The organism is [Erwinia] mediterraneensis, assembly GCF_900604315.1.
GTDB classification, from domain to species: Bacteria; Pseudomonadota; Gammaproteobacteria; order Enterobacterales; family Enterobacteriaceae; genus Pantoea; species Pantoea mediterraneensis_A.
Map to the genome: position 1 here is coordinate 2386757 of NZ_LR026978.1, position 25449 is coordinate 2412205.

General features: G+C 59.2%; 22 protein-coding genes. 17 read left to right on the forward strand and 5 right to left on the reverse strand.

Annotated elements, in window-relative coordinates:
• Positions 1–3: 3 nt before the first annotated feature.
• Positions 4–1590 carry a gamma-glutamyltransferase family protein gene (locus E0E17_RS11015; RefSeq protein WP_130834113.1) on the reverse strand — a complete coding sequence of 529 codons (1587 nt, stop codon included), beginning with the start codon at positions 1588–1590 and terminating at the stop codon, positions 4–6.
• A gap of 149 nt (positions 1591–1739) precedes the next feature.
• On the opposite strand from E0E17_RS11015, the gene hpxU reads away from it, so the two are divergent.
• The 7 genes from hpxU to hpxK all read left to right on the forward strand — a co-directional run bounded on the left by hpxU (position 1740) and on the right by hpxK (position 8121).
• The gene (gene hpxU, locus E0E17_RS11020) at positions 1740–2579 is read left to right on the forward strand and encodes a MurR/RpiR family transcriptional regulator HpxU (RefSeq protein ID WP_130834114.1); all 840 of its coding nucleotides are present in this window, start codon (positions 1740–1742) and stop codon (positions 2577–2579) included.
• A 193-nt stretch (positions 2580–2772) separates the two neighbouring features.
• A complete protein-coding gene (locus tag E0E17_RS11025) occupies positions 2773–3558 on the forward strand; it encodes a transporter substrate-binding domain-containing protein (RefSeq protein ID WP_130835521.1) in 786 nt (261 codons plus the stop codon).
• Between the two features lie 9 nt (positions 3559–3567).
• Positions 3568–4236 carry an amino acid ABC transporter permease gene (locus E0E17_RS11030; RefSeq protein ID WP_130834115.1) on the forward strand — a complete coding sequence of 223 codons (669 nt, stop codon included), beginning with the start codon at positions 3568–3570 and terminating at the stop codon, positions 4234–4236.
• Positions 4233–4889, forward strand: coding sequence for an amino acid ABC transporter permease (locus E0E17_RS11035; protein ID WP_130834116.1), 657 nt, complete (start codon positions 4233–4235; stop codon positions 4887–4889). The genes E0E17_RS11030 and E0E17_RS11035 overlap by 4 nt, the downstream gene beginning before the upstream one ends.
• Complete coding sequence (locus tag E0E17_RS11040; protein ID WP_130834117.1) at positions 4870–5601, forward strand: amino acid ABC transporter ATP-binding protein; 732 nt, start codon at positions 4870–4872, stop codon at positions 5599–5601. Before E0E17_RS11035 ends, E0E17_RS11040 begins: the two co-directional genes overlap by 20 nt.
• A gap of 22 nt (positions 5602–5623) precedes the next feature.
• On the forward strand, positions 5624–6865 hold the full coding sequence (locus E0E17_RS11045; protein ID WP_130835522.1) for a pyridoxal-phosphate-dependent aminotransferase family protein: 1242 nt from the start codon (positions 5624–5626) through the stop codon (positions 6863–6865).
• Positions 6862–8121 carry an allantoate amidohydrolase gene (hpxK, locus tag E0E17_RS11050; protein WP_130834118.1) on the forward strand — a complete coding sequence of 420 codons (1260 nt, stop codon included), beginning with the start codon at positions 6862–6864 and terminating at the stop codon, positions 8119–8121. The genes E0E17_RS11045 and hpxK overlap by 4 nt, the downstream gene beginning before the upstream one ends.
• A 64-nt stretch (positions 8122–8185) precedes the next feature.
• Here the strand turns inward: hpxK and E0E17_RS11055 are convergent, their stop codons facing one another.
• Positions 8186–8953 (reverse strand): amidohydrolase, encoded by a 768-nt coding sequence (locus E0E17_RS11055; RefSeq protein ID WP_130834119.1) that lies wholly within the window; start codon positions 8951–8953, stop codon positions 8186–8188.
• Positions 8941–10101 carry a pyridoxal phosphate-dependent aminotransferase gene (locus E0E17_RS11060; RefSeq protein ID WP_130834120.1) on the reverse strand — a complete coding sequence of 387 codons (1161 nt, stop codon included), beginning with the start codon at positions 10099–10101 and terminating at the stop codon, positions 8941–8943. The genes E0E17_RS11055 and E0E17_RS11060 overlap by 13 nt, the downstream gene beginning before the upstream one ends.
• 279 nt (positions 10102–10380) lie before the next feature.
• Between E0E17_RS11060 and mtnC the strand changes: the two genes are divergently transcribed.
• Positions 10381–11073 carry an acireductone synthase gene (gene mtnC / locus E0E17_RS11065; protein WP_130834121.1) on the forward strand — a complete coding sequence of 231 codons (693 nt, stop codon included), beginning with the start codon at positions 10381–10383 and terminating at the stop codon, positions 11071–11073.
• Entirely contained in the window at positions 11066–11608 is a 543-nt protein-coding gene (locus E0E17_RS11070) for a 1,2-dihydroxy-3-keto-5-methylthiopentene dioxygenase (protein WP_130834122.1), read from the forward strand. The genes mtnC and E0E17_RS11070 overlap by 8 nt, the downstream gene beginning before the upstream one ends.
• Before the next feature lie 770 nt (positions 11609–12378).
• Here E0E17_RS11070 and mtnA read toward each other — a convergent pair.
• The gene (gene mtnA, locus E0E17_RS11075) at positions 12379–13395 is read right to left on the reverse strand and encodes an S-methyl-5-thioribose-1-phosphate isomerase (RefSeq protein ID WP_130834123.1); all 1017 of its coding nucleotides are present in this window, start codon (positions 13393–13395) and stop codon (positions 12379–12381) included.
• A 106-nt stretch (positions 13396–13501) separates the two neighbouring features.
• Here mtnA and mtnK point away from each other — a divergent pair, with 106 nt between their 5' ends.
• From mtnK to E0E17_RS11115, 8 genes are all read left to right on the forward strand, one after another.
• On the forward strand, positions 13502–14701 hold the full coding sequence (gene mtnK / locus E0E17_RS11080) for an S-methyl-5-thioribose kinase (protein ID WP_130834124.1): 1200 nt from the start codon (positions 13502–13504) through the stop codon (positions 14699–14701).
• 242 nt (positions 14702–14943) lie between these two features.
• Positions 14944–16080, forward strand: a complete 1137-nt coding sequence (locus E0E17_RS11085; protein WP_130835523.1) for a transporter substrate-binding protein — start codon at positions 14944–14946, stop codon at positions 16078–16080.
• Positions 16077–16673 (forward strand): ANTAR domain-containing response regulator, encoded by a 597-nt coding sequence (locus E0E17_RS11090; protein ID WP_130834125.1) that lies wholly within the window; start codon positions 16077–16079, stop codon positions 16671–16673. Before E0E17_RS11085 ends, E0E17_RS11090 begins: the two co-directional genes overlap by 4 nt.
• Complete coding sequence (locus E0E17_RS11095) at positions 16670–17518, forward strand: ABC transporter permease (RefSeq protein WP_130834126.1); 849 nt, start codon at positions 16670–16672, stop codon at positions 17516–17518. The genes E0E17_RS11090 and E0E17_RS11095 overlap by 4 nt, the downstream gene beginning before the upstream one ends.
• Entirely contained in the window at positions 17518–18438 is a 921-nt protein-coding gene (locus tag E0E17_RS11100; RefSeq protein WP_130834127.1) for an ABC transporter permease, read from the forward strand. Before E0E17_RS11095 ends, E0E17_RS11100 begins: the two co-directional genes overlap by 1 nt.
• Positions 18439–18451: 13 nt before the next feature.
• Complete coding sequence (locus tag E0E17_RS11105) at positions 18452–20059, forward strand: ABC transporter substrate-binding protein (protein ID WP_130834128.1); 1608 nt, start codon at positions 18452–18454, stop codon at positions 20057–20059.
• A 62-nt stretch (positions 20060–20121) separates the two neighbouring features.
• Positions 20122–21069, forward strand: a complete 948-nt coding sequence (locus E0E17_RS11110; RefSeq protein ID WP_130834129.1) for an acetamidase/formamidase family protein — start codon at positions 20122–20124, stop codon at positions 21067–21069.
• An 8-nt stretch (positions 21070–21077) separates the two neighbouring features.
• Positions 21078–22811 carry an ABC transporter ATP-binding protein gene (locus E0E17_RS11115; RefSeq protein WP_130834130.1) on the forward strand — a complete coding sequence of 578 codons (1734 nt, stop codon included), beginning with the start codon at positions 21078–21080 and terminating at the stop codon, positions 22809–22811.
• 39 nt (positions 22812–22850) lie between these two features.
• Here the strand turns inward: E0E17_RS11115 and fadE are convergent, their stop codons facing one another.
• The gene (fadE, locus tag E0E17_RS11120) at positions 22851–25298 is read right to left on the reverse strand and encodes an acyl-CoA dehydrogenase FadE (protein WP_130834131.1); all 2448 of its coding nucleotides are present in this window, start codon (positions 25296–25298) and stop codon (positions 22851–22853) included.
• Positions 25299–25449 lie beyond the last annotated feature (151 nt).

A 25449-nucleotide genomic window follows, 5' to 3' on the forward strand; every position in this document is an offset into this window, starting at 1 on the left:
TCCTTAAAAACCGGCGGCGCTGCCGTTGCTGCGCGGATCGAACGCGCCCTCCAGCATGCCGTTACTGTGGCGCACGATGGCGCCGGCATGTCCCACCGCCTCGCTGTAATCCTCCAGGCGCTCCACCTCATGACCAAGCTGACGCAGACGCTCAAAGGTTTCGGGAGCAAAGCGCCCCTCCAGCTTCAGCGAATCGGAGGCCTGACCCCAGGTGCGCCCCAGCAGCCAGCGCGGAGCGCTAACCGCCTGCTGTAAAGGCAGGCCCTGGATCACGTGACGGGTAAAGATCGCCGCCTGGGTCTGCGGTTGGCCGTCGCCGCCCATTGAGCCGTACACCAGGGTGCGGCCATCTTTCAGGCGCGCCGCCGCCGGGTTCAGCGTATGGAAGGGTTGCTTGCCCGGGGCCAGCGCCAGTAAATGATCCGGCTGGAGACTAAAGGCCGCGCCACGGTTTTGCCAGACGATACCGCTGTCGGGCAGCACCACGCCACTGCCAAACTCGTGATAAATACTCTGAATAAAGGAAACCGACAGCCCGCTGCTGTCCATCACGCCCATCCAGACCGTATCGCCGGGTCCGCGTCCGGTGCCCCAGGGGGCGGCACATTGATCATCAATCTGGCTGGCGAGCGTGGCGAGATAATCGGACGTCAGCAGCGCCTGCAAATCTGTCTCAATATGGCGCGGATCGGTGATGTGCTGATCGCGTAGCGCGAAGGCTCTCTTGGTCGCTTCGACAATGCGATGCAGAGTCTGCACTTCATCGGCCCTGGCCATATCGAGCCTGTCCGTGATGCCGAGGATCGCCAGCGACACCAGGCCCTGGGTGGGCGGCGTCATGTTATAGATATCGCCTTCGCTATGCGCCAGATGCAACGGCGTGCAGCGGCGCGCGCGCTGTTGCTGCAGATCCTGCAGGGTGATCGGCATCCCCAGCGCCGACATTCCCTGCGCCAGCTTAACCGCCAGTTCGCCGCGGTAGAAACTCTCCAGTCCCTGTTCTGTTAACTGAGTCAGGGTATTGGCCAGCGCGGGCTGGGTAAAACGGCTGCCGGGACGCGGCACCTCGCCATCCGGCATAAAGGTGGCGGCAAAACCGGGCTGATCGCGCAGTTCATGCTGTTTTGCGGCGGTGGCCGCCGCCTGAGAGGCGGTCACCGGGATACCGTCAGCGGCATAGCGGATAGCATCGCGCAGCAGTCGGGTCAGCGGCAGTGACTTGCTGCCCAGCTCCCGTGACAGCTGGAGCGCTTCAGACCAGCCACTGACGGTGCCTGCCACGGTCAGCGCCGCCCGCGGTCCGCGATGAGGAATGCGTGTTTCGCCGCGATAAAAATCGCGATGGGCCAGCGAGCCCGCCGCGCCGCTGGCATCAATCGCGATGGGCTCACCCTGTGGCGGCAGCACCAGCCAGAAGCCGTCGCCGCCCAGTCCGTTCATATGGGGATAGACCACCGCAATGGTAGCCGCTGCGGCCACCATTGCCTCCAGCGCGTTGCCACCTTCGCGCAGTACTGCCAGCGCGCTTTCGCTCGCCAGATGATGAGGCGTCACCGCCATGCCCAACGGGGCCAGATTGCTCTGTATCATTATTCGCTCGTTCCAGTGAGGGGTAACAGAGCTAAGCAAGAGCTGTTCCACTTTTTTCTGCTGCGCGCGGGCAATGACGTCAACCTGGATCAATTTATGCTAGCTTCAGTGGCAATCACTCAGATGAAACAAAAGTTACAGGAACAACAATGGAACAGATCGACGAACGGCTCAGAAGCCATTACGCCCGTCTCTCCCCGCAGGAACAGCGTGTGGCGGACTTTGTGTTTGATCATTTTGACGATCTCATCAGCTATAACAGCGCGGAGCTGGCGCGCCTCAGCGGCGTCTCCAAGGCGACTGTCAGCCGTCTGTTTAAGCGGCTCGGCTATGAGAAATATAAAGATATGCGCGCCGAGCTGCGCACCCTGCGTCAGAGCGGTATGCCGCTCACGGACAACCGCGATGCGGTGCAGGGCAATACGCTGCTGGCGCGTCACTACAAGCAGGAGATGGCGAATCTGACGCAGTGGGTCAACGCGCTGGATGCGCAGCAGTTCGGCGAGGTGATTCAGGCGCTGACGCAGGCAAAACGCATTTTTATTATCGGGATGCGTAACGCTTATCCGGTGGCGCTGCACCTGCGTCAGCAGCTGATGCAGGCGCGGCAGCAGGTACAGATTTTGCCGCAGCCGGGGCAGACGCTGGCGGAGGAGCTGGTGGATGTGACGCCGGACGATATGGTGGTGATGGTCGCCTTCCGCCGCCGTCCGCGCCTTATCCGCCCGCTGATGCAACAATTGCAGAGCCAGCAGATCCCGCTGCTGGTGCTGTGCGAACCACAGGCGCAGAGCGTGATGGCACTGGCGCGCTGGCAGCTGAGTGCGCCGCTCGACAGCGTATCCGCATTTGACAGCTATTCAGCAGCCATGAGTCTGGTCAACCTGCTGGCGAATGCGCTGTTACATGAAATGTTGACGCAGGGACGGCAGCGTATCCACCAGATCGCCGCGCTCTACCAGCAGCTGGATGAGCTGGAACACCGCTAAGGGGCACCTTTTTGGTGCTTTGCCTTGTTTTGGGTCAGCGTGCATCGCGTGCCCGATCTTCTCCTTTCTGGCATCACCGCCCATTAAATAAGGGATCTTACGCTTCTTTTGTCCTGCCCCTGGAGTTGGCACATTAGTTGCAAAATGATTCATCAGGAACCTTTTGTTTCAGCTTAACTTACCGGGGTGAATGATGAAAAAGATAATGATGGCCGTTATGGGCGCAGCGTTAATGGTGGCGCAGACCGGCAGCGCGCTGGCGGATCAGCTGCAGGATATTCAGAAACGCGGTGTTTTGCGCGTAGCAGTACCGCAGGATTTCCCGCCCTTTGGCTCGGTGGGCACCGATCTGCAGCCGCAGGGCTATGACATCGATATGGCGAAGTACCTTGCCAGAGAGATGAAACTTAAGTTGCAGCTGGTGCCGGTGACCAGCGCCAACCGCGTCCCCTACCTGCAAACAGACAAAGTGGACCTGGTGATCTCCAGCATGGGGAAAAACGCCGAACGTGAGAAAGTCATCGACTTCAGCCGCGCCTATGCACCTTTCTTCCTTGGCGTGTTTGGCCCACAGAAGGTCACGCTGAGCGATGCTGCTGCGCTGAGCGGTAAATCGGTCGGCGTCACCCGTGGGGCGGTAGAAGATATGGTGCTAAGCGAAGTGGCCCCGAAAGATGCGCAGGTGAAACGCTACGAGGATAACAACACCACGCTCTCTGCTTACCTCTCTGGTCAGGTGGAGTACGTGGCGACCGGCAACCTGGTGATTGCGGCCATCTCCCGTCAGAACCCGCAAAAAGCGCCGGTGGCCCAGTTTATGCTGAAAGATTCTCCCTGCTTTATCGGCCTGAAGAAAAACGAACCGGCGCTGAAAGAGAAAGTGGATACGCTGGTGGAGCAGGCGATCAAAGACGGCACGCTGGAAAAACTCTCGCAGGAGTGGCTGAAAGCGCCGCTGCCCGCCAGCCTGGGCGTATAAGGATCGTCCATGATCGATCAACTTAACTTTCCCGCACTCTGGTCTTACTGGCCGGAACTGCTGGCAGGCCTGGGGATCACCATTCAGCTGACGCTGCTCGCCACTCTGGGTGGCGTCAGTCTGGGGATTCTCGGCGCGGCGCTGCGCAGCGGTAAACCGGGCTGGGCCAGCCGCCTGTGGGGCTGCTACGTGGAGTTGATCCGCAATACGCCTTTTGTGGTCCAGCTCTTTTTTATCGTGTTTGGTCTGCCTGCGCTCGGGCTGAAGCTGACGGCGGGGGAAGCGGCGCTGCTGGCGATGCTGATTAACCTGGGCGCCTACAGCACCGAGATTATTCGCGCCGGTATTCAGGTGACGCCGAAAGGGCAGTGGGAAGCGGGGCGCGTGCTGGGCTTAACCCGCACTCAGACCTTTCTGCGCGTGGTGTTGCCGCCGTCGCTGCAACGCATCTATCCGGCGCTGGTCAGCCAGTGCATTATCGTGATGCTCGGCTCTTCGGTGGTGTCGCAGGTCTCTTATGAAGAGCTGACCTTTGCCGCCAACCTGATCCAGTCGCGCACCTTTTTGAGTTTTGAAGTCTATCTGGTGACCACACTGATCTATCTGATGTTATCGATCGCCATGCGTCAGCTGCTGCTGGCGATTGGACGTAAATGGTTGGGAGTACAGACATCATGACAACCTTTACCGACTGGGACATTCTGCGCAACCTGCTGCTGGCGGCGCGCTGGACCCTGCTGTTGTCGCTGGTGGCTTTTTTCGGCGGCACCCTGGTGACGCTGCCGCTGCTCTGGCTGCGCCTGTTGCGCAGAAAGTGGCTGCTGCGTCTGATTCGCGCCTATACCGAGCTGTTTCAGGGAACGCCGCTGCTGATGCAGCTGTTTCTGGCCTTTTTCGGCGTCGGTCTGTTTGGCATTGACGTTGCCCCCTGGACCGCCGCCTCGCTGGCACTGACGCTGTACACCAGCGCTTTTCTGCTCGACATCTGGTACGGCAGCATCCAGGCGCTGCCGAAAGGGCAGTGGGAAGCGTCCCGCTGTCTTGGCCTCAACTTTGGTCAGACACTCTGCCGCGTGATTGCGCCGCAGGCGATCCGCATCGCCATTGCGCCCACCGTGGGTTTTGCCGTGCAGGTTATTAAAGGCACCGCGCTGGCGTCCATTATCGGTTTTATCGAACTGACCAAAGCGGGCACCATTCTCAATAACGTGACTTATCAGCCGTTTAAAGTGTTCGCTCTGGTGGCACTCGGTTACTTCCTGATGTGTTACCCGCTGTCCCGTTACAGCCAGTATCTGGAGAAAAAATTCCATGCCGCTCATCACCATTAATCAGGTCCAGAAATATTACGGCACAAACCACGTCCTGAAAGGTGTCGATCTCGATATCGAAATGGGCGAGGTGATCTCGATTATCGGGCGCAGCGGCTCAGGCAAAAGCACCCTGTTGCGCTGTATCAACGGGCTGGAAGGCTATCAGGATGGCAGCATCAAGCTTGGCGGCATGACGATTACCGATCAGGAATCGCAGGCGCGTGAAATCAGCCGTTCCGTGGGGATGGTGTTTCAGAGCTTCAACCTGTTCCCCCATATGACCGCGCTGGAGAACGTGATGTTGGCGCCGCGCCGGGTGCTGAAGAAAAGCGAAGCGGAATGCCGGGCGCTGGCCACCCGGATGCTGGAAAAAGTAGGACTGGGCGATCGCCTGGATTATTACCCTTCCAGCCTCTCTGGTGGCCAGCAGCAGCGGGTCGCCATTGCCCGCGCGCTGGCGATGTCGCCGAAAGTGTTACTCTGCGACGAAATCACCTCGGCGCTCGATCCTGAACTGGTGGGTGAGGTGCTGAAAGTGCTGGAGCAGCTGGCGGCGGAAGGCATGACGCTGATCCTGGTGACGCACGAAATGAATTTTGCCCGCGACGTCGGGGATCGGTTGGTTTTTATGCATCAGGGCCGCGTCTGGGAGCAGGGCGACAGCAAAACACTGTTTGCCAGTCCGCAAACCGCCGAGCTGAAACAGTTTATCTCCAGCGTTCGTCTCTGAGAGAGAAAAGAAGGAATCGATGATGGATATCACACACTACCCACAAATCAATCCACCGCAGCGCCTGCTGATGGGGCCGGGACCGATCAATGCCGATCCGCGCGTGCTGCGCGCCATGTCGAGCCAGCTGATCGGTCAGTACGATCCGGCGATGACGCATTATATGAACGAAGTGATGGCGCTCTACCGCGCGGTGTTTCGCAGCGAAAACCGCTGGACCATGCTGATTGACGGCACCTCGCGCGCCGGGATTGAAGCGATCCTCGTTTCGGCCATTCGTCCGGGCGACAAAGTGCTGGTACCGGTGTTTGGCCGCTTTGGTCATCTGCTGTGTGAAATTGCCCGTCGCTGCCGCGCCGAAGTACATACCATTGAGGTGCCCTGGGGTGAGGTGTTTACACCGGATCAGATTGAAGATGCGATTAAAAAAGTGCAGCCGCGTCTGCTGCTAACGGTACAGGGCGACACCTCTACTACCATGCTGCAGCCGCTGGCGGAGCTGGGGGCGATCTGTAAAAAATATGGCGTGCTGTTCTACACCGACGCCACTGCCTCGCTGGGCGGCAATGCGCTGGAAACGGACGCCTGGGGACTGGATGCGGTCTCCGCCGGTATGCAGAAATGCCTGGGCGGCCCCTCCGGCACCGCGCCGATCACCCTGAGCCCGCAGATGGCAGAAGTGATCCGTCAGCGCAAATGCGTGGAGGAGGGGATCCGCACCGCCGAACATCAGGATGGTGACGACGAGATGATCTACTCCAACTATTTTGATCTCGGCATGATCATGGATTACTGGGGACCCGAGCGTCTTAATCACCATACCGAAGCGACCACGGCGCTGTTTGGCGCGCGCGAATGCGCCCGTCTGCTATTGCAGGAGGGGCTGGATAACACCATCGCCCGCCACAAGTTGCATGGCGATGCGCTGCTGAAAGGTATTCAGGGGATGGGACTGGAGACCTTTGGCAACCTGAAACACAAGATGAATAACGTACTCGGCGTGGTGATTCCGCAGGGTGTTAACGGCGATCAGGTTCGCAAGCTGATGCTGGATGATTTTGGCATTGAGATCGGCACCTCCTTCGGACCGCTGCATGGCAAAGTGTGGCGCATCGGCACCATGGGCTATAACGCGCGCAAAGATTGCGTGCTGCAAACCCTGGCTGCGCTGGAGGCGGTACTGAACCATCTCGGTTTCCGCACCACTCAGGGGGCGGCGCTGCAGGCGGCCTGGGATCACTATGCCAGCGGGAGCCCTGCATGAGTAGTGGTCTGATGACGCCCGACGAGGCACAGGCTGCGGCGGCGCGCGTGATGGCGCGCTGCGATGCGCTGGCGGAGATCAGTGAAACCCCGGACGGGCTGACGCGGGTTTATCTCTCTCCCGAACAGATGCGCGCCAACAGCCGGGTAGGCGAGTGGATGCGCGCGGCGGGTATGAAGGTCTGGCAGGATGCGGTAGGGAATATTTGCGGTCGTTATGAAGGACAGGAGCCGCACGCGCCCGCGCTGCTGCTTGGTTCGCATCTCGATACCGTGCGCAACGCTGGCCGCTACGACGGCATGCTGGGGGTACTGACGGCGATTGAAACCGTGCAGTGGCTGCAGCAGCGCAATCTGCGACTGCCGCTGGCGATTGAGATTGTCGGCTTTGGCGATGAAGAGGGCACGCGCTTCGGCATTACCCTGCTCGGCAGCCGCGGCATTACCGGCAGCTGGCCGCAGAGCTGGATCAGCCATCCTGATGGCAACGGCATTACCGTGGCGCAGGCAATGGCGGATGTGGGGCTGGATGCGGAGAACATCGCCGCTGCCGCGCGTCAGGTGAGCGATATTGTCGCCTATCTGGAGCTGCATATTGAGCAGGGGCCTTGCCTGGAGCAGGAGGATCTGGCGCTCGGCGTCGTCACCGCCATTAACGGCGCGCGTCGCCTGAACTGCTGTTTCCTTGGCGAAGCGGGGCACGCGGGCACCGTTCCCATGTCACACCGTAAAGATGCGCTGGCCGCCGCTGCCGAGTGGATGGTGTTTATTGAGCAGACGACACGCGAGCATGGCCCGCAGCTGGTAGCGACGGTAGGCACGCTGCGCTGTGCGCCCGATGCGGTCAATGTTATTCCGGGCGAAGCGCATCTGAGTCTGGACGTGCGTGGGCCTGAAGATGAGGCGCTGGAACGCTTGCTCACCACCCTGCTGACGCAGGCAGAAGCAATCGCGTTGCGCCGCGGGCTGCGCTTTCAGGCCGACGAATATTACCGTATCGCGGCTACCGCCTGCGACGCCGCACTGCAACAGGCGCTGGGCACGGCAGTGGCGGAGGTTCAGGGGAGCACGCTGGCGCTGGCGAGTGGCGCTGGTCACGACGCCATTGCCATTGCTGAGCGCTGGCCGGTGGGAATGCTGTTTGTGCGCTGTCATCGCGGCATCAGTCACCATCCGGCAGAGTCGGTGCTGGAAGCGGACGTGGCAAAAGGGATTCAGGCGTATCTGCAGGCGATCTGTCAGCTTGCCCGGCAGTAGCTGTCGGAGAAAAACAGCCAGTCCGCCTGAGCGCACTGGCGTGGCAGGTTAACGTCGCGCGGATTTACAGGGAAAAATCATCCGCATCACGCCAGGCCGGGAATCTGTCCCGGTAAGCGTTCAGCGTCTCCAGAGAAAGCTCTGCATCCAGCTGCGCCTGACGGAAGGGCTCCGCTTCGCTCAGAATCTCGCCCAGCGGGCTGATAATCTGGCTGTTGCCGCTGTACTGGTGATGATTGCCATCTTCGCCGACACGGTTGCAGCCCGCTACATAAGCCTGGTTTTCGATAGCGCGTGCCATCAGCAACGCCTGCCAGTGCTGCGCACGCGGTGCGGGCCAGTTAGCGACATAGAGCGCCAGATCGTAATCGTTGCGGTTGCGGGCAAACACAGGGAAGCGCAGGTCGTAGCAGATCTGCGGCAGAATGCGCCAGCCGCGCCAGTTGAACACCGTACGCTGCTCACCGGGCAGATAGTGATGATGCTCATCCGCCATGCGGAACAGGTGGCGCTTATCATACTGATGCAGCGTGCCATCCGGCTCGACCAGCAGGAAGCGGTTTACCGCGCCTTTCTCCGTCTGAATGGCGGCGCTGCCGCCGATCAGGGCATCGCAGGCACGCGCGTGTCCGTGGAGCCACGCTACCACCTGCTCCTGCGGCAGCGAGCTTTTTGCCGCCTCCATGGCAAAGCCGGTGGTAAACATCTCCGGCAGCAGAATCAGATCGCGGCCGCGTAGCCCGTTCAGCAACGGATCAAAGTGGCGCAGGTTGGCTTCGCCATCCATCCACGCCAGGGTTTCCTGTAGAACGGTGATGTTTAAAGTTGACATAAGCGCTCCGCAGCAGTGTCCAGCGTCGCTTCCTGTTTGGCGAAGCAGAGACGAATCAGTTTATGCGGGAAAGGATCGGCACAGAATACCGACAGCGGAATCGCCGCCACGCCGACCTCTTTGGTTAACCACTGGCAAAAGCTGACATCGTCCAGGTCAGAGATGGCGCTGTAGTCCACCAGCAGGAAATAGGTGCCTTCGCAGGGCAGCACTTCAAAGCGGCTGTTCGCCAGTTTTCCGACCAGACGATCGCGTCGTGCCCGGTAAAAGTCAGGTAGCTCGCGGTAGTGTTCAGGTTGCGCGCGCAGCATATCCGCCAGCGCCAGCTGGGCCGGGGTGTTAACGGAAAAGGTCAGGTACTGATGCACCTTGCGCAGTTCCGCGCTGATGGCGGCAGGTGCCACGCAGTATCCCACTTTCCAGCCGGTCATATGGAAGGTCTTGCCAAAGGAGGAGACCGCCACGGCGCGCTCACGCAGGGCAGCATGCGCCAGTACGCTGGCATGGCCTTCGGCGGCAAAGCAGATGTGCTCATATACCTCATCGCTCAGCACATAGATTTCCTGATCAGCGATCGCCTGCCAGAGCTGGTCATAATCGCTTTTGCGCCAGACGGTGGCGGAAGGGTTATGCGGCGTATTGAGGATCACCAGCCGCGTTTTTTCCGACAGCAGCGCACGAAAAGCTGTCCAGTCAACGCGGAAGGTGGGCGGCTGCAGCGCAATACGCTTCAGCACGCCGCCCGACAGCTCAACGGCGGGAGCATAGCTGTCGTAGCTGGGATCAAAGCAGATTACCTCATCACCCGGACGCACCAGCGCGGTAATCGCTGCATAGAGCGCTTCTGTCGCCCCGGCAGTGACGGTAATGTCGCTGTTCACGTCCGGCGTATAGCCATACAGCTCAGTGGTTTTGGCAGCGATGGCTTCACGCAACGCCAGCGCACCGGTCATGGGCGCATACTGGTTCGCCCCCTGGCTGACATGATGCGCCAGCCGCGCCTGCAAATACGCCGGCCCGTCAAAATCGGGAAAGCCCTGGGAAAGGTTAATTGCATTATGCTGCTGCGCCAGAGCGCTCATTTGGGTAAAAATGGTGGTGCCGAGCGCCGGTAATTTGCTCTCGGGAATCAGGTTGTGCTGCGTCATTGTTCTCTGGCCTTAAGCGCGAATGTCGTTGCGGTGTAACCCTCTGTTGCTGCCACTATAAACAGGATGCTAGTATTTGGCAATCGAGACGCTTAGACGGCTAAATCCTAAACCTGAGTAACTATCTGCACCGGTTTTCTTCCGCTTCACGAACGGGTCACGGAAACAGGGTAGTGTGGCCGGATACAGACCAGCGCCTGCTCAGCGAAGCGCGCCGTCATCCGGAAAGCCTGGAATTTCTTTTTAATGTGAATGACAACGTCGCCTGCTGGAGGCTTAATGATCCGCGCTATTGTTACTGATATTGAAGGCACGACCAGCGATATTCGCTTTGTACATAACATATTGTTCCCGTTTGCCCGTCAGCATCTGGCGCGTTTTCTTCAGGCGCAGCAGAACGATGCGGCGGTCAGGGCAGCGCTGGATGACGTCCGGGCCGAGGCGGGCGCGCCTGACGCCGATCTGACCACACTGACCACCCTTCTTTACGGCTATATGGATGAGGATCGCAAGTCCACCGGCCTGAAGGCGTTACAGGGGATGATCTGGCGTGAAGGCTATCTGAACGGCAGCTTTACCGGCCATCTCTATCCGGATGTGTTGCCGGCACTGCAGCAGTGGCAGCAACAGGGGATCCGGCTGTATGTGTATTCCTCAGGATCAGTGGCCGCGCAGAAGCTGCTGTTTGGCTACAGCGACGCCGGAGATATCACCGGGCTGTTCAGTGGTTACTTTGATACCCACGTTGGCGCGAAGCGGGAAGTCTCCTCCTATCTTAATATTGCTAACCAGATTGGCCTGCCTGCCGATGAACTGTTGTTCCTCTCCGATATTCACCAGGAGCTGGACGCAGCCGCCGAAGCGGGCTGGCATACCCTGCAGTTGATACGTGGCGACGCGGACCCAGAGAGCCGTCATCGCCAGGTGCCCCATTTTGCCGAGATTAAGCCGGAGACTATCCAGGATGAGTGAATTAACCATTTTTACCGACACAGAAGCGACGCAGCCGATATGGCACAGTACGGACGCAGACGCGATTCGCAAGCGGTTAAACGCCAAAAATGTCCGTTTTGAACGCTGGGAAGCCGATCGCGATTTGGGTGAAAATCCTGATGCGGAAACGGTGATTCAGGCTTATCAGCACGCGATCGATCGCCTGGTGGCAGAGAATGGCTACCAGAGCTGGGATGTGATTAGCATGCGTGCCGATCATCCACAGAAAACGGAGCTGCGTGAAAAGTTTCTCTCTGAGCATACCCATGGCGAAGATGAGGTGCGTTTTTTTGTCGAAGGTGCCGGGCTGTTCTGCCTGCACCTGGATGGTCAGGTGTATCAGATTCTGTGTGAGAAAAATGATCTGATTTCTGTCCCTGCCGGTACGCCGCACTGGTTTGATATGGGATCCTCACCGAATTTTACTGCTATCCGTATTTTTGATAATCCGGAAGGCTGGGTGGCGAAATTTACCGGGGATAAGATTGCGGACGCCTATCCGCGATTAGCGTAAGGAATTGCGGTCAGGCCGCTGAGAAGGTTTTTGTTCGCCCGTGCGGCGAACTGACCACAAAGAAGGTTTCGTTCGCTGGTGCTGCGGGCTGGCCACGGAGAAGATTTCGTTCGCCAGAGCGAACCGGCAGTTTCAGCCCGCCTGTTGCGGGCGACCGACAAGGGGCGCCAGTCGCCACGCCCCCTTGCCCCCGGGCTTGCGGCCACCTTCATCGCCGCTGCACGGCCAGCAGCCGTTCTTGCGGCTGAGTCATAGCTGAAAGATTGAAGGGAGGCAGTCCTGTTACTGCCGGGGTTGCGAGCGTTGGGCAATGTTGCGCTTTTTCCCCTCACCCTGACCCTCTCCCGGAGGGAGAGGGGACTGTCCGGTGCGGCTTTTCTCCTCTTCCTTTCTTCCGGGCCTGCACCGTTTTCCTCCTCTCCTTTTTTCCGGGCCTGCACTGTTTTCCCCCTCTCCCTTTGGGAGAGGGCCGGGGTGAGGGGGAAAACCGTACTGGCTCAGCCGTTTAACAACCTCCAGGCCATCCCATGCGCAAAGAAAATAACGAGGACTTACAGACGGCTCCCCGGCTTCGGCTTCCGGGGCGCTGCGCCACGGCAGTCGGTCGCGGGGATTATTAAGGGGCCCGCGAAAAGGCCCCTTAACCCGGCCGCATGTGGCGCAGCCGATGAAACTGCCGCGCACCTGGCGGGCGGAACTTTACGGAGTGGCGGCCTTCCGCCTCACCCTGACCCTTTCCCGGAGGGAGAAGAGACTATTCGGGCTAACGCTCAAGCCCCTGCTTCAGCAGGGAAATTCTCTGGCGTCACCACGCCGGTATCCAGCACCCAGGCGCTGATGAGCGCGGCGGGCGTCACGTCGAATGCCGGGTTATAAACCCGGGCATCTTCCGGTGCCCACTGTACGCTGCCGAAGCTGCCGGCCACGCCGGTGACTTCGCTGGCGGCGCGCTGTTCGATCGGGATTGCATCGCCGTTCGGGCATTGCATATCCAGCGTGGTGTGTGGGGCCGCTACATAGAATGGAATATTGTGATAGTGCGCCAGCACCGCCAGGCTGTATGTGCCAATCTTATTGGCAACGTCGCCGTTGGCGGCGATGCGATCGGCACCAACCCAGACCGCATCCACCTGCTTACGCGCCATCAGGCTGGCCGCCATCGAATCGGTAATCAGCTGATAAGGGATACCCAGTTCACCCAGCTCCCAGGCAGTAAGACGACCGCCCTGTAACAGCGGACGCGTCTCATCCACCCAGACATGACTCACCTTACCCTGCTGATGCGCATGGGCGATGACGCCGAGCGCCGTGCCGACGCCAGCGGTTGCCAGGCCGCCGGTGTTGCAGTGGGTCAGAATCCGACTGCCGGGCGTCACCAGCGCGCTGCCCGCCCGGGCGATGTTGTCACACAGCTGCTTATCCTCTGCCACCAGACGCAGCGCCTCCCGGCTCAGCGCGCTGACAAAATCGCGTTGCCCCAGCGCCAGCTTCATCCGATCGAGATTGTTCATCAGGTTCACCGCCGTGGGCCGTGCGGCGCGCAATGTCTCCAGCGCCTGCGCCAGTTCCGGCTGCGGCATGCCATGTTCCGCCAGCAGTGCCAGCAGCAGGCTGGCGGAAAGACCAATCAGCGGTGCGCCGCGCACACGTAAAGCATGAATATGGCTGACCAGCGCGTCGACATCTGCGGCGGGCAGCCAGTTCTGCTGCTGCGGCAGTGCCTGCTGATCAAGGATCCAGAGCTGGTTATCACGAACCTGTAAGCTGGTGGTACGAAGTGTCTGCATGTGGGTGAAATCCATGTTGCGTTAATGGGGAGTATTGTGCCAACATGCGTAACGGAAGTATAGACGTCTGAACGGCTTATTACTGAAGATTCACGAGGAACAGGCAATGTCACAATACCGTACGTTCACCGCTGCCGATGCTGTGGAATATGCAAAACGTTTTGGCAGCGTGGACGATCCGTCTGCGCTGGTCAGCGCCGAGGAGATTGGTGATGGCAACCTCAACCTGGTGTTTAAAATTTTTGATCGCCAGGGGAAAAGCCGCGTCATTGTAAAACAGGCCCTGCCGTACGTGCGCTGTGTGGGCGAATCCTGGCCGCTGACGCTGGATCGCGCGCGCATTGAGGCGGAAACGCTGGTTGAACACTATAAATATTGTCCTGAACATACGGTAAAAGTGACGCATTACGACCCGGCGCTGGCGGTGATGGTGATGGAGGATCTCTCCAGCTACCGTATCTGGCGCGGCGAGCTGGTGAGAGGCGCTTATTATCCGGAAGCGGCACGTCAGCTGGGCGAATATCTGGCGCAGACCCTGTTTCATACGTCCGATTTCTGTCTGCATCCGCACCAGAAAAAAGCGGAAGTGGCGCGTTTTATCAATCCGGAGCTGTGCGAGATCACCGAAGACCTGTTCTTCAACGATCCCTATATGAACCATGAGCGCAACAGCTATCCGGTTGCGCTGGAAACCCTGGCGGCTGAGTTGCGGGACGATAACGAACTGAAAATTGCCGTGGCGGGTTTGAAGCACCATTTCTTTGCCCATGCTGAAGCGTTGCTGCATGGCGATATTCACAGCGGTTCGATTTTTGTTGCCGATGGCAGCCTGAAAGTGATTGATGCCGAATTTGGCTATTTTGGTCCCATCGGTTTCGATGTGGGAACCGCACTGGGTAACCTGCTGATTAACTACTGCGCGCTGCCGGGCCTGTTATCGCCGCGTGAAGCGGCAGAGGGCCGCGAGCTGCGTCTGAACGATGTACGTGAAGTCTGGACGCGCTTTGCCGAACGCTTTACGGCGCTGGCCGCTGCGGAAACCCGCGATGTGGCGCTCGCCTGGCCCGGCTATGTCAACGCCTTCCTGCAAAAAGTATGGGCCGACAGCCTCGGCTACTGCGGCACCGAGTTGATTCGGCGCACGGTGGGCATGTCGCACGTGGCCGATATGAAAAATATCCGGGATGAAGCGATGCGCACAGAATGCATTCGCAGCGCGATTACCCTTGGCAAACGCTTAATCATTGCCGCGCCGCATATTGAGAACATCGATGCGCTGATTGCGCGTATCCGCCAGAACGGGTGATGCCCAGTTTTTGTGCACCATATTGGTGAGTAATGCATCAATGTGGTGCGCTTATTCGATGTTATTAGGAATGAGCTGATTGATTTCAGGGGAGTGCAGGGTTGGCATGAATCTTTCATAAGATTTACCCACAAGCCGGGATCACCCTGTAAGTCTTGAACATATCTGATGTCGACAGGTAACGAAGCCTGATTGCCCTGCAAGGGGACAATCAGGCTTTTTTTATGCAGAGAGAAACGTGCGTGCAAACTATTGATATTGGCATTTTGCTGTCAACGGAGGGGACCTACAGCCATATGGCGAAAAGCGCACTGGCGGGCGCACGCCATGCGCTGGCAGAGATCAATGCCGATCCCCGTTATCCGTTCCAGCTTCAGGCCCGGCATATCAATCCGGCGGGCAATCTCGCAGCCTACAGCGAGGCAGTCAGTCACTTTATCGCTGCGGGCATTCACCATATTTTTGGCACCATCACTTCGGCCAGCCGCAAAGAGATTATTCCCGATCTGGAACAGCATAACCTGTTGCTGTGGTACGGCTGCCCCTATGAAGGTTTTGAGAGCAGCGAACAGGTCATCTATCTGGGCGGCTGCCCTAATCAGACCCTGATCCCGTTATTACGCCTGGCGCTGGAAACCATGGGGCAGCGTGCCTGGCTTATCGGCTCCAATTATGTCTGGGGCTGGGAGAGTAATCGCATTGCCCGTGAAGTGGTGGAAGCCGCTGGCGGCAGCGTGGTGGGAGAAAAATACCTGCATCTGCGCCACGGCGAAGTCACGGAGCTGGTGGAAAACATTCTTGATGCTGGCGTTGACTTCGTGCTGAACAACCTGGTGGGTGACTCTTCTTACGCCTTTTTGCGCGCGCTGGACGCGGCCTGTTTGCGTCGTGGTCAGAGACTGGCCGTGCTGAGCTGCAACTTTACTGAAGCAGAAGTGGAAGAGGTGGCGCCGTTGCACGCGGTGCGTCTGCTCTCCTGTGGCCCCTTCTTTGAAAGCGTGGATCCCGTCTTTTGCGCGCGCCAGCGCCAGCAACACGGCGCGCAACGTATTTCCCATTATTACGTCGGCGCCTGGCGTGCGGTGAAGCTGTTTGCCGACAGTCTGCGCCTGGCGGGTGACAGCCAGCCTGATGCGCTGCTGGCCGCGCTGCATCACCAGTATGACGAGACATCACCGGGCGCGCACGCAGTCCTGGCGAAAAATAATCACGCCATGCTGCCCTGTTATATCGCCGAGCTGCAGCAGGAGCGTTTTCAGCTGCTGCACAGCGAGCCACAGCCGGTGATGCCCGATCCCTATCTCTCTGCAACCGACCTGCGTCAGGGTCTGCCGGTTGCCATGAGCCCTGCCAGACCTGTCCTGAGGATTGTGAAATGAAAACGCTACTGTCACCAGATTTTGACGCTCAGCCGCTGCTGCTGGTGGATTGCGAGGCGCGCAGCCGGGAGGCGCTGGAAAAGAACCTGACGCGCATGGGGATCCGCTGGCATCACCTGGCGGCGGATGAGCCAGCGCCGGCACTGGCTCCCTGCGCAGTACTGGTTGAGCTGGAAACCTTTGCCAGCCCGCTGATTCTGCAGCAGGTTAACCTGGCCGGGATTCCGGTTATTGCGCTGACCTCGCACGAAGGGCTGTCACAGGTTCAACGTGCGCTGACGCTGGGAGCCACGGCCATTCTTCCCAAACCTATTACGCAGCGCGCTATCTATACCACTCTGATGATGGCGGTGGGGCTGCGGCGGCAGCTGCAGGAGAGCCAGCAGCAACTGCAGCTGCTGCGCCAGCGTCTGCAGGCGACACCGCAAATTACCCAGGCGCTGGCAGCCTTGATGCTGGCGGAAAAGATTGATGAACAGCAGGCCTGGGCCCGCCTGCGCACCGCATCGATGCGCAGTAATCAGTCTGTGGCGCAGGTCGCGCAGCAGTGGCTGCAACAGAACGACTTTCCGGTGCAGGAGCGTTCATCATGAAACAACTTCTTCCTTTACTGCGGCGTCCGGCACTGACGCTCTCCCTGCTGTTTATCGTGCTGGTAGTGCTGGCGGCGCTGTTCGCCCCCTGGGTTACCCCTTTCGATCCCAACGAACAGTTTGCCGAAGGGCTGAGCATGGAGGGGGCTCCACTCCCGCCCGATGCTACCTACTGGCTGGGCACTGACCTGCTGGGACGCGATCTGCTGTCGCGTCTGATTTATGGCGCACGCACCTCATTGCTGATAGGCGTACTGGCCAACGGCATCGCGGTTGTTACCGGCGTGCTGATTGGCCTGAGTGCCGGTTACCTGCAGGGGCGCGTGGGCAGTCTGCTGATGCGCTTTACCGACCTGATGATGGCCTTTCCGGCTTTGCTGCTGGCGATTACCCTGGCGGCGATTTTCCAGCCCAGCGTCTGGATCGTGGCGATGGTGATCGCCATGGTGAATTGGGTACAGATTGCCCGCGTCATTTATGCCGAAACCAGTGCGCTCAGCGCCCGCGACTTTATTGCCGTCGAGCGGACGCTGGGTGCCGGCACCTTACGTATTCTGGGCGTGCATCTGATCCCGCATCTGGTGCCCACCGTGCTGGTCTGGGCCACGCTGGGGATCTCCACCACGGTGCTGCTGGAAGCCACGCTCTCCTTCCTCGGGGTTGGCGTACAGCCACCCACGCCGAGCTGGGGCAACATCATTTTCGAAAGCCAGACCTGGTTTACCTCCGCACCCTGGCTGGTGTTCTTTCCTGGCGCAGCCATCGTTCTGCTGTCGCTCGCTTTTAACATCGTTGGTGATGCCCTGCGCGACGCCCTCGATCCCAGCTTAAAAAGGAGAATGTAATGCTGTTTCTGGGAAGGCGTTTACTGCATGCCGCTCTGATCCTGCTCGGGGTCACGCTGATCTGTTATCTGTTGCTGTTTATGTTGCCGGCCGATCCGGCGCGCCAGATTGCCGGACGCAGCGCCACGCCGGAAGTGGTCGAGAATATTCGCCATCAGCTGGGGCTGGATCTGCCATTTTATCAGCAATATTACCGCTATCTGACAGGCTTGCTGCATGGCGATCTGGGTCGCTCGTTTATTCAGCGCAGCGAAGTCAGTGAGCTGATGGCGGCCCGCATCGGGCCCTCACTGCAGCTAATGGCGGCCGGGATTCTGTGTGAGCTGGTGCTGGGGATTGCGCTGGGCACCCTGGCGGCGCTCAAGCGGGGCGGTCTGGCGGACCGGATATTGATGGCGCTCTCCTTTATTGGCGTCTCGGCGCCACAGTTTATCGCCGCGATGCTGTTTCTCTATCTGTTTGCTGTGGTGCTCAACTGGTTTCCCATGGGGGGCTACGGCGGGTTCAGCCATCTGGCGCTGCCCGCCCTGACGCTGGGCGTGCTCGGTAGCGGCTGGTATTCACGTATGTTGCGCTCATCGATGATTGAAGTGTTGCATCAGGATTTTATCCGTACCGCACGCGCCAAAGGGCTGGGCCGGACGCGCGTGCTGCTGCGTCATGTACTGCCGAATGCCGTACTGCCGCTGATCCCGATGATCGGCATTGATATCGGCATCTTTATGGGCGGCCTGGTGGTGGTGGAGTCAGTGTTCGGCTGGCCGGGCATTGGCCAGCTGGCGTGGCAGGCGATTCAACAGGTGGATATCCCGGTGATTGTCGGGGTAACCACGGTATCAGCGGTTGCCATTGTTGGCGGCAACCTTATTGCGGATTTAGTACTGCCGTGGGTCGATCCGCGTATTGATGTCAAAAAGTAGCAGGGGAAAAATAATGAAAAAAGCTTTACTGACGCTGGCGGTGACCGCGGCCTGTTTCTCTTTCGGAGTACAGGCAGAGGCGCTCAAACCGGGCGGTGACATTGTAGTAACTTATCAGAATGATGTGGCAACACTGGATCCAGCCATTGGCTACGACTGGCAAAACTGGTCGATGATCAAAAGCCTGTTCGATGGCCTGATGGATTACCGTCCCGGCACCACCGAACTGGAGAACGACCTGGCGGAAAGCTATACCATTTCTGCCGATGGCCGCGTTTACACCTTTGTGCTGCGTAAAGGCGTTAAGTTTCACAACGGACGTGAAGTGACCGCCGCGGATGTGAAATATTCTCTGGAGCGTACGGCTAACCCGCAAACGCAAAGCCCGGGCGCTGGCTTCTTCAGCATGATTGCTGGTTATGATGACGTTGCGAACGGCAAAACCACGACGCTGAGCGGCATCAAAGTGGTCGATGATCATCAGCTGACCATTACCCTGAGCGAACCTAACGCGACTTTCCTGCATGTGCTGGCGCTTAACTTCGCCTCCGTGGTTCCCCAGGAAGAGGTGAAGAAATGGGGCGCTGACTTCGGTAAGCATCCGGTAGGTAGTGGCGCCTTTGCGCTGGAAGAGTGGAAGCTGGGCCAGGCGCTGGTGTTACGCAAAAACCCGAACTATTACAAAGCGGGCGTACCGGTGCTGGATCGTATTACATTTGAAATTGGTCAGGATCCCTCAGTAGCCCTGATGCGTCTGCAAAAAGGCGAAGTGGATATTGCCGGTGATGGTGTGCCGCCTGCGCAGTTCCTGGCGTTCAAAAACAACGCCGCCTATAAAGAACTGCTGGTTACCGGTGAACAGCTGCAGACCGGCTATATCACGTTAAAAACCACGCTGCCGCCGTTTGATAACCTGAAAGTGCGTCAGGCCGTCAATATGGCGATCAATAAAGATCGCATTGTGCGCATCATCAACGGCCGTGCTAAGTCCGCCAACCAGCCGCTGCCGCCAGCCATGCCGGGCTACGACAAAGATTATCACGGCTTCGCTTACGATCAGGAAAAAGCGAAGGCATTGCTCAGCGAAGCGGGCCACCCGAATGGCTTTACCACTGAACTTTACGTCATGAATACCGATCCGCAGCCGCGTATCGCCCAGTCTATCCAGCAGGATCTGGCTAAAGTGGGTATTCAGGTGAATATTAAGTCGCTGGCGCAGGCGAGCGTGATTGCTGCAGGCGGCTCCGCCAGCCAGGCTCCGATGGTCTGGTCCGGCGGTATGGCCTGGATTGCTGACTTCCCGGATCCCTCTAACTTCTACGGTCCGATCCTTGGCTGTGCGGGCGCAGTAGAAGGCGGCTGGAACTGGGCGCGTTACTGTAACAAGGCGCTGGATGCCCAGGCTGCGGCAGCGGACGCTATGGTAAATCCGGAGCAGCAGAGCGCGCGCATCGACGCCTGGCGCAAGATCTTCACCACTGCGATGGATGATGCGCCCTGGGTGCCGATCTTCAACGAAAAACGTTATACCGTGCGCTCGGCACGCATGGGCGGCGCGGATGCACTCTATGTCGATCCGGTACATGTTCCGGTCAACTACGACTATATCGGGCTGAAATAATCGGCTGTCAGCGTCCCGTACTTTTGTGACGGGGCTCTGCCTCTGCGTAAGGAGCAAAAGAGATGTGCCAAAACTGTCTGGTTAAAACAATTCATCACGCGCAACACCATTTTGGCTGGGATAACAGCCTGACGCCGGTTGCGCATGTAGCTTCCGGCAGTCAGCTGGAATTCCACTGTCTGGACGCCGCTAATGGCTGGTTCTCCGCCGATTCCAGCGCGGCAGATATCACCACGCTGCCTTTCGATAAGCTGAACCCGGTCAGCGGCCCGATCTATGTGGAAGGAGCGCAGCCGGGCGATGCGCTGAAAGTGACGCTGGAGTCATTCCGTCCCAGCGGCTTTGGCTGGACGGCCAATATTCCCGGCTTTGGTCTGCTGGCGGATCAGTTTCCTGACCCGGCGCTGACGCTGTGGAACTACGATCGTGACAGCATGGCCCCCAGCGCCTTTGGCCGCTATGGTCGCGTGCCGCTGAAGCCTTTCGCCGGTACCATTGGCGTGGCGCCGGCCGCTGCCGGTCACCATTCAGTCGTCCCGCCGCGTCGGGTCGGCGGCAACCTGGATATTCGTGATCTTTCCACCGGCTGTACGCTCTGGCTGCCGGTCGAAGTAGAGGGCGCACTGTTTTCTGTTGGCGACACCCACGCCGCGCAGGGCGACGGTGAAGTGTGCGGTACGGCGATTGAAAGCGCGATGGACGTGGTAGTGAAGCTGGAAGTGGTGAAAAACATGCCGCTGAAAACCCCGCGCTTCGCCACGCCAGGCCCGGTGACCAGTCACCTCGATAAACACGGTTACAATGCCTTTACCGGTATCGGCCCGGATCTGATGACCGCCGCGCGCGATGCCGTCAGCTACACCATCGATGCCCTGTGCCGTGAGCAGGGGATGTCTGCGGAAGAGGCCTATATGCTCTGCTCGGTGTGCGGCGACCTGCGTATCAGTGAAATCGTTGATCAGCCCAACTGGGTGGTTTCTTTCTATTTCCCCAACAGCGTTTTTAACTGAGGAGCACTATGTCAGCCGTCACGCCTCCTGCACCCCTGCTCTCGGTTGAGCGCCTGTCGATAGAATTTGGCGCACATCGGGTGGTGGATGATGTCAGCTTTGCCCTCTGGCCGGGCAAAACCTTGTGTATTGCTGGCGAGTCAGGCAGCGGCAAGTCGCTGAGCTCGCTGGCGATCATGGGACTGCTGCCCCCGGAAGCGCGTATTCCGGGCGGCGCTATTCTGTTTGATAACCAGGATCTGCTCAGTCTGCCGGAACGGCAGCTGCAGCAGCTACGCGGAAAGTCGGTAGCGATGATCTTCCAGGAGCCGATGACCTCGCTGAATCCGTTAATGCGGGTAGGGCAACAGCTGGAGGAGACGCTGCAACGGCATGAAGCGCTGGGACGACGCGAGCGTCGCAGTCGGGTCAAAGCGATGCTGGATGCGGTAAAAATCAGCCAGGTGGAGAAGCGACTGGAACAGTATCCCCATGAACTCTCCGGGGGGATGCGCCAGCGGGTGATGATCGCCATGGCGATGCTCTGCCAGCCGCGCGTGCTGATCGCTGATGAGCCGACCACCGCGCTGGATGTCACCATTCAGGCGCAGATCCTCGATTTAATGCGTGAGCTGCAACAGGAGTTCTCCACCAGCCTGATGCTGATTACTCATGATATGGGGGTCGTGGCGGAAATGGCGGATGACGTAGTGGTGATGAATAAGGGCAAAATCATGGAGCAGGCGCCGGTGCGGACGCTGTTTACCGCCCCTCAGGCGCCTTATACCCGTCAGCTGCTGCAGGCGGTGCCGGTGCTCGGCCAGGCACCTGCGCTGGAGCCGGTGCCCGCAACGCAGCCCCTGCTCAGCGTGCGCGATTTAACGGTGCGTTTTCCGGTACGGGGCGACGGCCTGCGCGCACGGCGTGAAGTGCACGCCGTCAACCGCGTCAGCTTCGATCTTTTCCCTGGCGAAACCCTGGGGATTGTCGGCGAAAGCGGCTGCGGCAAGTCCACCACGGCAAAAGCGCTGATGAATATGGTGCCCTTTAGCGGCAGCGCGCGCCTGGACGGCCAGGAGCTGTGCGGCCTGCAGGGCGAGGCACTGCGGGCGGTACGCCGCGATCTGCAGATGGTGTTTCAGGATCCCTGGGCGGCGCTGAATCCGCGCAAAACCATTTTCGAGCTGGTGGGCGAGCCGCTGCTGATCCATGATCAGATGCCGGTTGCCGGACGCGAAGCGCGGGTCGCGCAGCTGTTGCAACAGGTCGGCTTGCCTGCCGATGCCATGCGCCGTTATCCACATCAGTTTTCCGGCGGCCAGCGGCAGCGTATCTGTATTGCCCGTGCGCTGGCGCTCAACCCGAAAGTGATTATCGCCGATGAGTCGGTGTCGGCGCTGGATGTTTCGGTGCAGGCGCAGGTACTGGAGCTGCTGGAACAGCTGCGTGAGCAGTATCAGCTCAGCTACCTGTTTATTTCCCATGATATGGCGGTAGTAGAGCGCATTTGTCATCGGGTGGCTGTGATGTATGGCGGGCAGATTGTCGAGATTGGGCCGCGTGATCGGGTGCTGCACCATCCGCGCCATCCCTATACCCGCCATCTGCTCAGCGCCGTACCGATGCCGGATGTGGAGCGTAAGCGGGAACCGCGCAACGTTATTGCGCTGCCGGAACGGCCCGATCCGATTAAACCCATTGGCTGGCAGAGCGGGCCGCAGCAGTTTACCGATTTTGGTGACGGCCATCTGGCCGCGTGCTGACAGGAAAAGAACCCCCCCGCATCAGAGCGGGGGGGTGGTTCAGGCGGCTTCGCTGTTGCGCGGCGCACGAGGCGCTTCTGCGGGCACGGGCACTGCCAGCGCTTCCGGCGCAAACTCATCCACGTTAATGGCCCGCAGACGGCTGGTTTCAGCGCGTGACAGAATCGCCGCTTCCTCTTTATTGATCCAGCCCTCCTGCAACGCCTGTTCCGCCAGCGCATCCAGACGCGTAAACGGCAGGGTTTTCTTCAGCTGTTTGCACAGGCGCAGGTGGATAGTTTCGGCGGCCATCACATCCTGTAACGCCTGCTCCAGCTGACCTGCCGGGTTATGCTCGCTGGGGGTCAGATACTGACCGCGTCCCAGACGGCTGCGCGTTGCCGAGGGCAGCTGCAGCAGCTTCGCCAGCTGATGGTCGAGACGATCAGCAGGCGCAGCGCAGTGTTTGCCGCCGGCAAAAATCGTGGCGCGCAGCAGCCCTGCCGCCAGACGATGCGGGAAGTTGCGCAGCAGCTCGTCCATCGCCACTTCCGCCTGATGCAGAGCATCCTGTACACCCCAGTGCAGCAGCGGCAGATCCGCCTCGTTACGTCCTTCATCCTCGTAGCGCTTCAGCGCCGCCGAAGCGAGATAGAGCTGGCTCAGCACATCGCCCAGACGAGCCGAGATACGCTCACGCCGCTTCAGGCTGCCGCCCAGCACCGCCATAGAGACATCCGCCAGCAGCGCGAGGTTAGCGCTGATCCGGTTAAGCTGCTGATAGTAGCGACGGGTGGCGTCACGGGTGGGGGAGGTGCTGGTGCGTCCGCCCGTCAGGCCGAGCCAGAAGCTACGCACCATGTTACTGCCCACATGGCCGATATGGCTGAACAGGGCACGATCAAACGCCTCGAGATCGTTGTTTTGCGCCGCCGCCATTTCTGTCAGCAGATAAGGATGGCAGCGAATCGCGCCCTGACCAAAGATAATCATGCTGCGGGTCAGGATATTGGCGCCTTCAACCGTAATGGCGATAGGCGCACCCTGATAGGCGCGGGCGAGGAAGTTGTTGTTGCCCAGCATAATGCCTTTGCCGCCAGCAATATCCATGGCGTCGATAATGGCGCGCTGACCGCGATGGGTGCAGTGATATTTGACGATCGCCGACAGTACCGCCGGTTTCTCACCCTGCATAATACCGCTGGTGATCAGAGTGGCGGCCGCATCCATCACATAAGCGTTACCGGCAATACGTGCCAGCGGCTCCTCAATCCCTTCCATTTTACCAATAGAGACTTTGAACTGGCGGCGAATATGGGCATAAGCGCCAATCGCCAGCGCCAGCGATTTCAGCGTACCGGTTGAGTTGGAGGGCAGGGTAATACCGCGGCCCACCGAGAGGCATTCCACCAGCATACGCCAGCCCTGACCCGCCATTTTCGGCCCGCCGATAATGAAATCGAGCGGCACAAAAATATCTTTACCGCGCGTCGGCCCGTTCTGAAAAGGCACGTTAAGTGGGAAGTGGCGCTTGCCGATTTCGACGCCGGGCGTGCTGGTGGGGATCAGCGCACAGGTAATGCCCAGTTCCTCAACGTCGCCCAGCAGATGATCGGGGTCGGAGAGTTTAAACGCCAGACCCAGCACGGTGGCGATCGGTGCCAGCGTAATGTAGCGTTTGTTCCAGGTCAGACGCATGCCGGGCACCTGCTCGCCCTGCCATTCGCCCATGCAGATGACTCCGGTATCCGGGATCGCGCCCGCATCGGATCCCGCTTCGGGACTGGTCAGCGCAAAGCAGGGGATCTCTTCGCCACGTGCCAGACGCGGCAGATAGTGATTTTTCTGTTCATCGGTGCCGTAATGCTGCAGCAGTTCGCCCGGGCCGAGGGAGTTGGGTACGCCGACGGTAATCGCCAGAATGCCGGAAACCCCCGCCAGTTTTTGCAATACGCAGGCCTGAGCATAAGCGGAAAATTCCAGCCCGCCATACTCTTTTTTGATGATCATAGCGAAGAAACGATGCGCTTTCAGATGCGCCCAGAGTTCCGGCGGCAGATCGGCCAGTTCATGGGTGATCTGAAAATCGTTCGCCATGCGGCAGGCTTCTTCAACCGGTCCGTCGAGAAAGGCCTGCTCTTCCGGCGTCAGTCGCGGCTGTGGATAGTTATGCAATTTTTCCCAGTCCGGCTTACCGCGAAACAGATCGCCTTCCCACCAGGTGGTGCCAGCTTCAATCGCCTCTTTTTCCGTACGTGACATCGGCGGCATCACTTTCTGAAAGGTATGCAGCGTGGGTCGGGAAAACATGCTGCGACGCATGGACGGCAGGTTAAAGGGCAGCAGGATAATCACCAGCGGCAGCAGCAGCCAGGGCGTCCAGAGATTGGCCAGCGAGAGCGCAGCGGTCCAGAGCAGCAGAATAATGCTGCTTTTGCTGAGAGTAACACGGTGATAGAAAAGCGCGCCGATCAGGGCAATCGTCGCAATGATACTGAGAACCATCATAGTGAACTGCTCCGTAAGTTGTAAGAGGTCTGACCTGTTATCAGAGAGATTTAAAACAGAAGTGCGGAGTTAGCAAACTGTTTACATGATAATTACTACCTGACTCACAAAATCGGCCCCCTGAGACGAGCGGCAGAAAAAAGCAGCCTCG

Coding starts and splice junctions, on each gene's coding strand:
- E0E17_RS11015 (WP_130834113.1), bottom strand. CDS start 1,590: ATGATACAGAGCAATCTGGCCCCGTTGGGCATGGCGGTGACGCCTCAT.
- hpxU (WP_130834114.1), top strand. CDS start 1,740: ATGGAACAGATCGACGAACGGCTCAGAAGCCATTACGCCCGTCTCTCC.
- E0E17_RS11025 (WP_130835521.1), top strand. CDS start 2,773: ATGAAAAAGATAATGATGGCCGTTATGGGCGCAGCGTTAATGGTGGCG.
- E0E17_RS11030 (WP_130834115.1), top strand. CDS start 3,568: ATGATCGATCAACTTAACTTTCCCGCACTCTGGTCTTACTGGCCGGAA.
- E0E17_RS11035 (WP_130834116.1), top strand. CDS start 4,233: ATGACAACCTTTACCGACTGGGACATTCTGCGCAACCTGCTGCTGGCG.
- E0E17_RS11040 (WP_130834117.1), top strand. CDS start 4,870: ATGCCGCTCATCACCATTAATCAGGTCCAGAAATATTACGGCACAAAC.
- E0E17_RS11045 (WP_130835522.1), top strand. CDS start 5,624: ATGGATATCACACACTACCCACAAATCAATCCACCGCAGCGCCTGCTG.
- hpxK (WP_130834118.1), top strand. CDS start 6,862: ATGAGTAGTGGTCTGATGACGCCCGACGAGGCACAGGCTGCGGCGGCG.
- E0E17_RS11055 (WP_130834119.1), bottom strand. CDS start 8,953: ATGTCAACTTTAAACATCACCGTTCTACAGGAAACCCTGGCGTGGATG.
- E0E17_RS11060 (WP_130834120.1), bottom strand. CDS start 10,101: ATGACGCAGCACAACCTGATTCCCGAGAGCAAATTACCGGCGCTCGGC.
- mtnC (WP_130834121.1), top strand. CDS start 10,381: ATGATCCGCGCTATTGTTACTGATATTGAAGGCACGACCAGCGATATT.
- E0E17_RS11070 (WP_130834122.1), top strand. CDS start 11,066: ATGAGTGAATTAACCATTTTTACCGACACAGAAGCGACGCAGCCGATA.
- mtnA (WP_130834123.1), bottom strand. CDS start 13,395: ATGCAGACACTTCGTACCACCAGCTTACAGGTTCGTGATAACCAGCTC.
- mtnK (WP_130834124.1), top strand. CDS start 13,502: ATGTCACAATACCGTACGTTCACCGCTGCCGATGCTGTGGAATATGCA.
- E0E17_RS11090 (WP_130834125.1), top strand. CDS start 16,077: ATGAAAACGCTACTGTCACCAGATTTTGACGCTCAGCCGCTGCTGCTG.
- E0E17_RS11095 (WP_130834126.1), top strand. CDS start 16,670: ATGAAACAACTTCTTCCTTTACTGCGGCGTCCGGCACTGACGCTCTCC.
- E0E17_RS11100 (WP_130834127.1), top strand. CDS start 17,518: ATGCTGTTTCTGGGAAGGCGTTTACTGCATGCCGCTCTGATCCTGCTC.
- E0E17_RS11105 (WP_130834128.1), top strand. CDS start 18,452: ATGAAAAAAGCTTTACTGACGCTGGCGGTGACCGCGGCCTGTTTCTCT.
- E0E17_RS11110 (WP_130834129.1), top strand. CDS start 20,122: ATGTGCCAAAACTGTCTGGTTAAAACAATTCATCACGCGCAACACCAT.
- E0E17_RS11115 (WP_130834130.1), top strand. CDS start 21,078: ATGTCAGCCGTCACGCCTCCTGCACCCCTGCTCTCGGTTGAGCGCCTG.
- fadE (WP_130834131.1), bottom strand. CDS start 25,298: ATGATGGTTCTCAGTATCATTGCGACGATTGCCCTGATCGGCGCGCTT.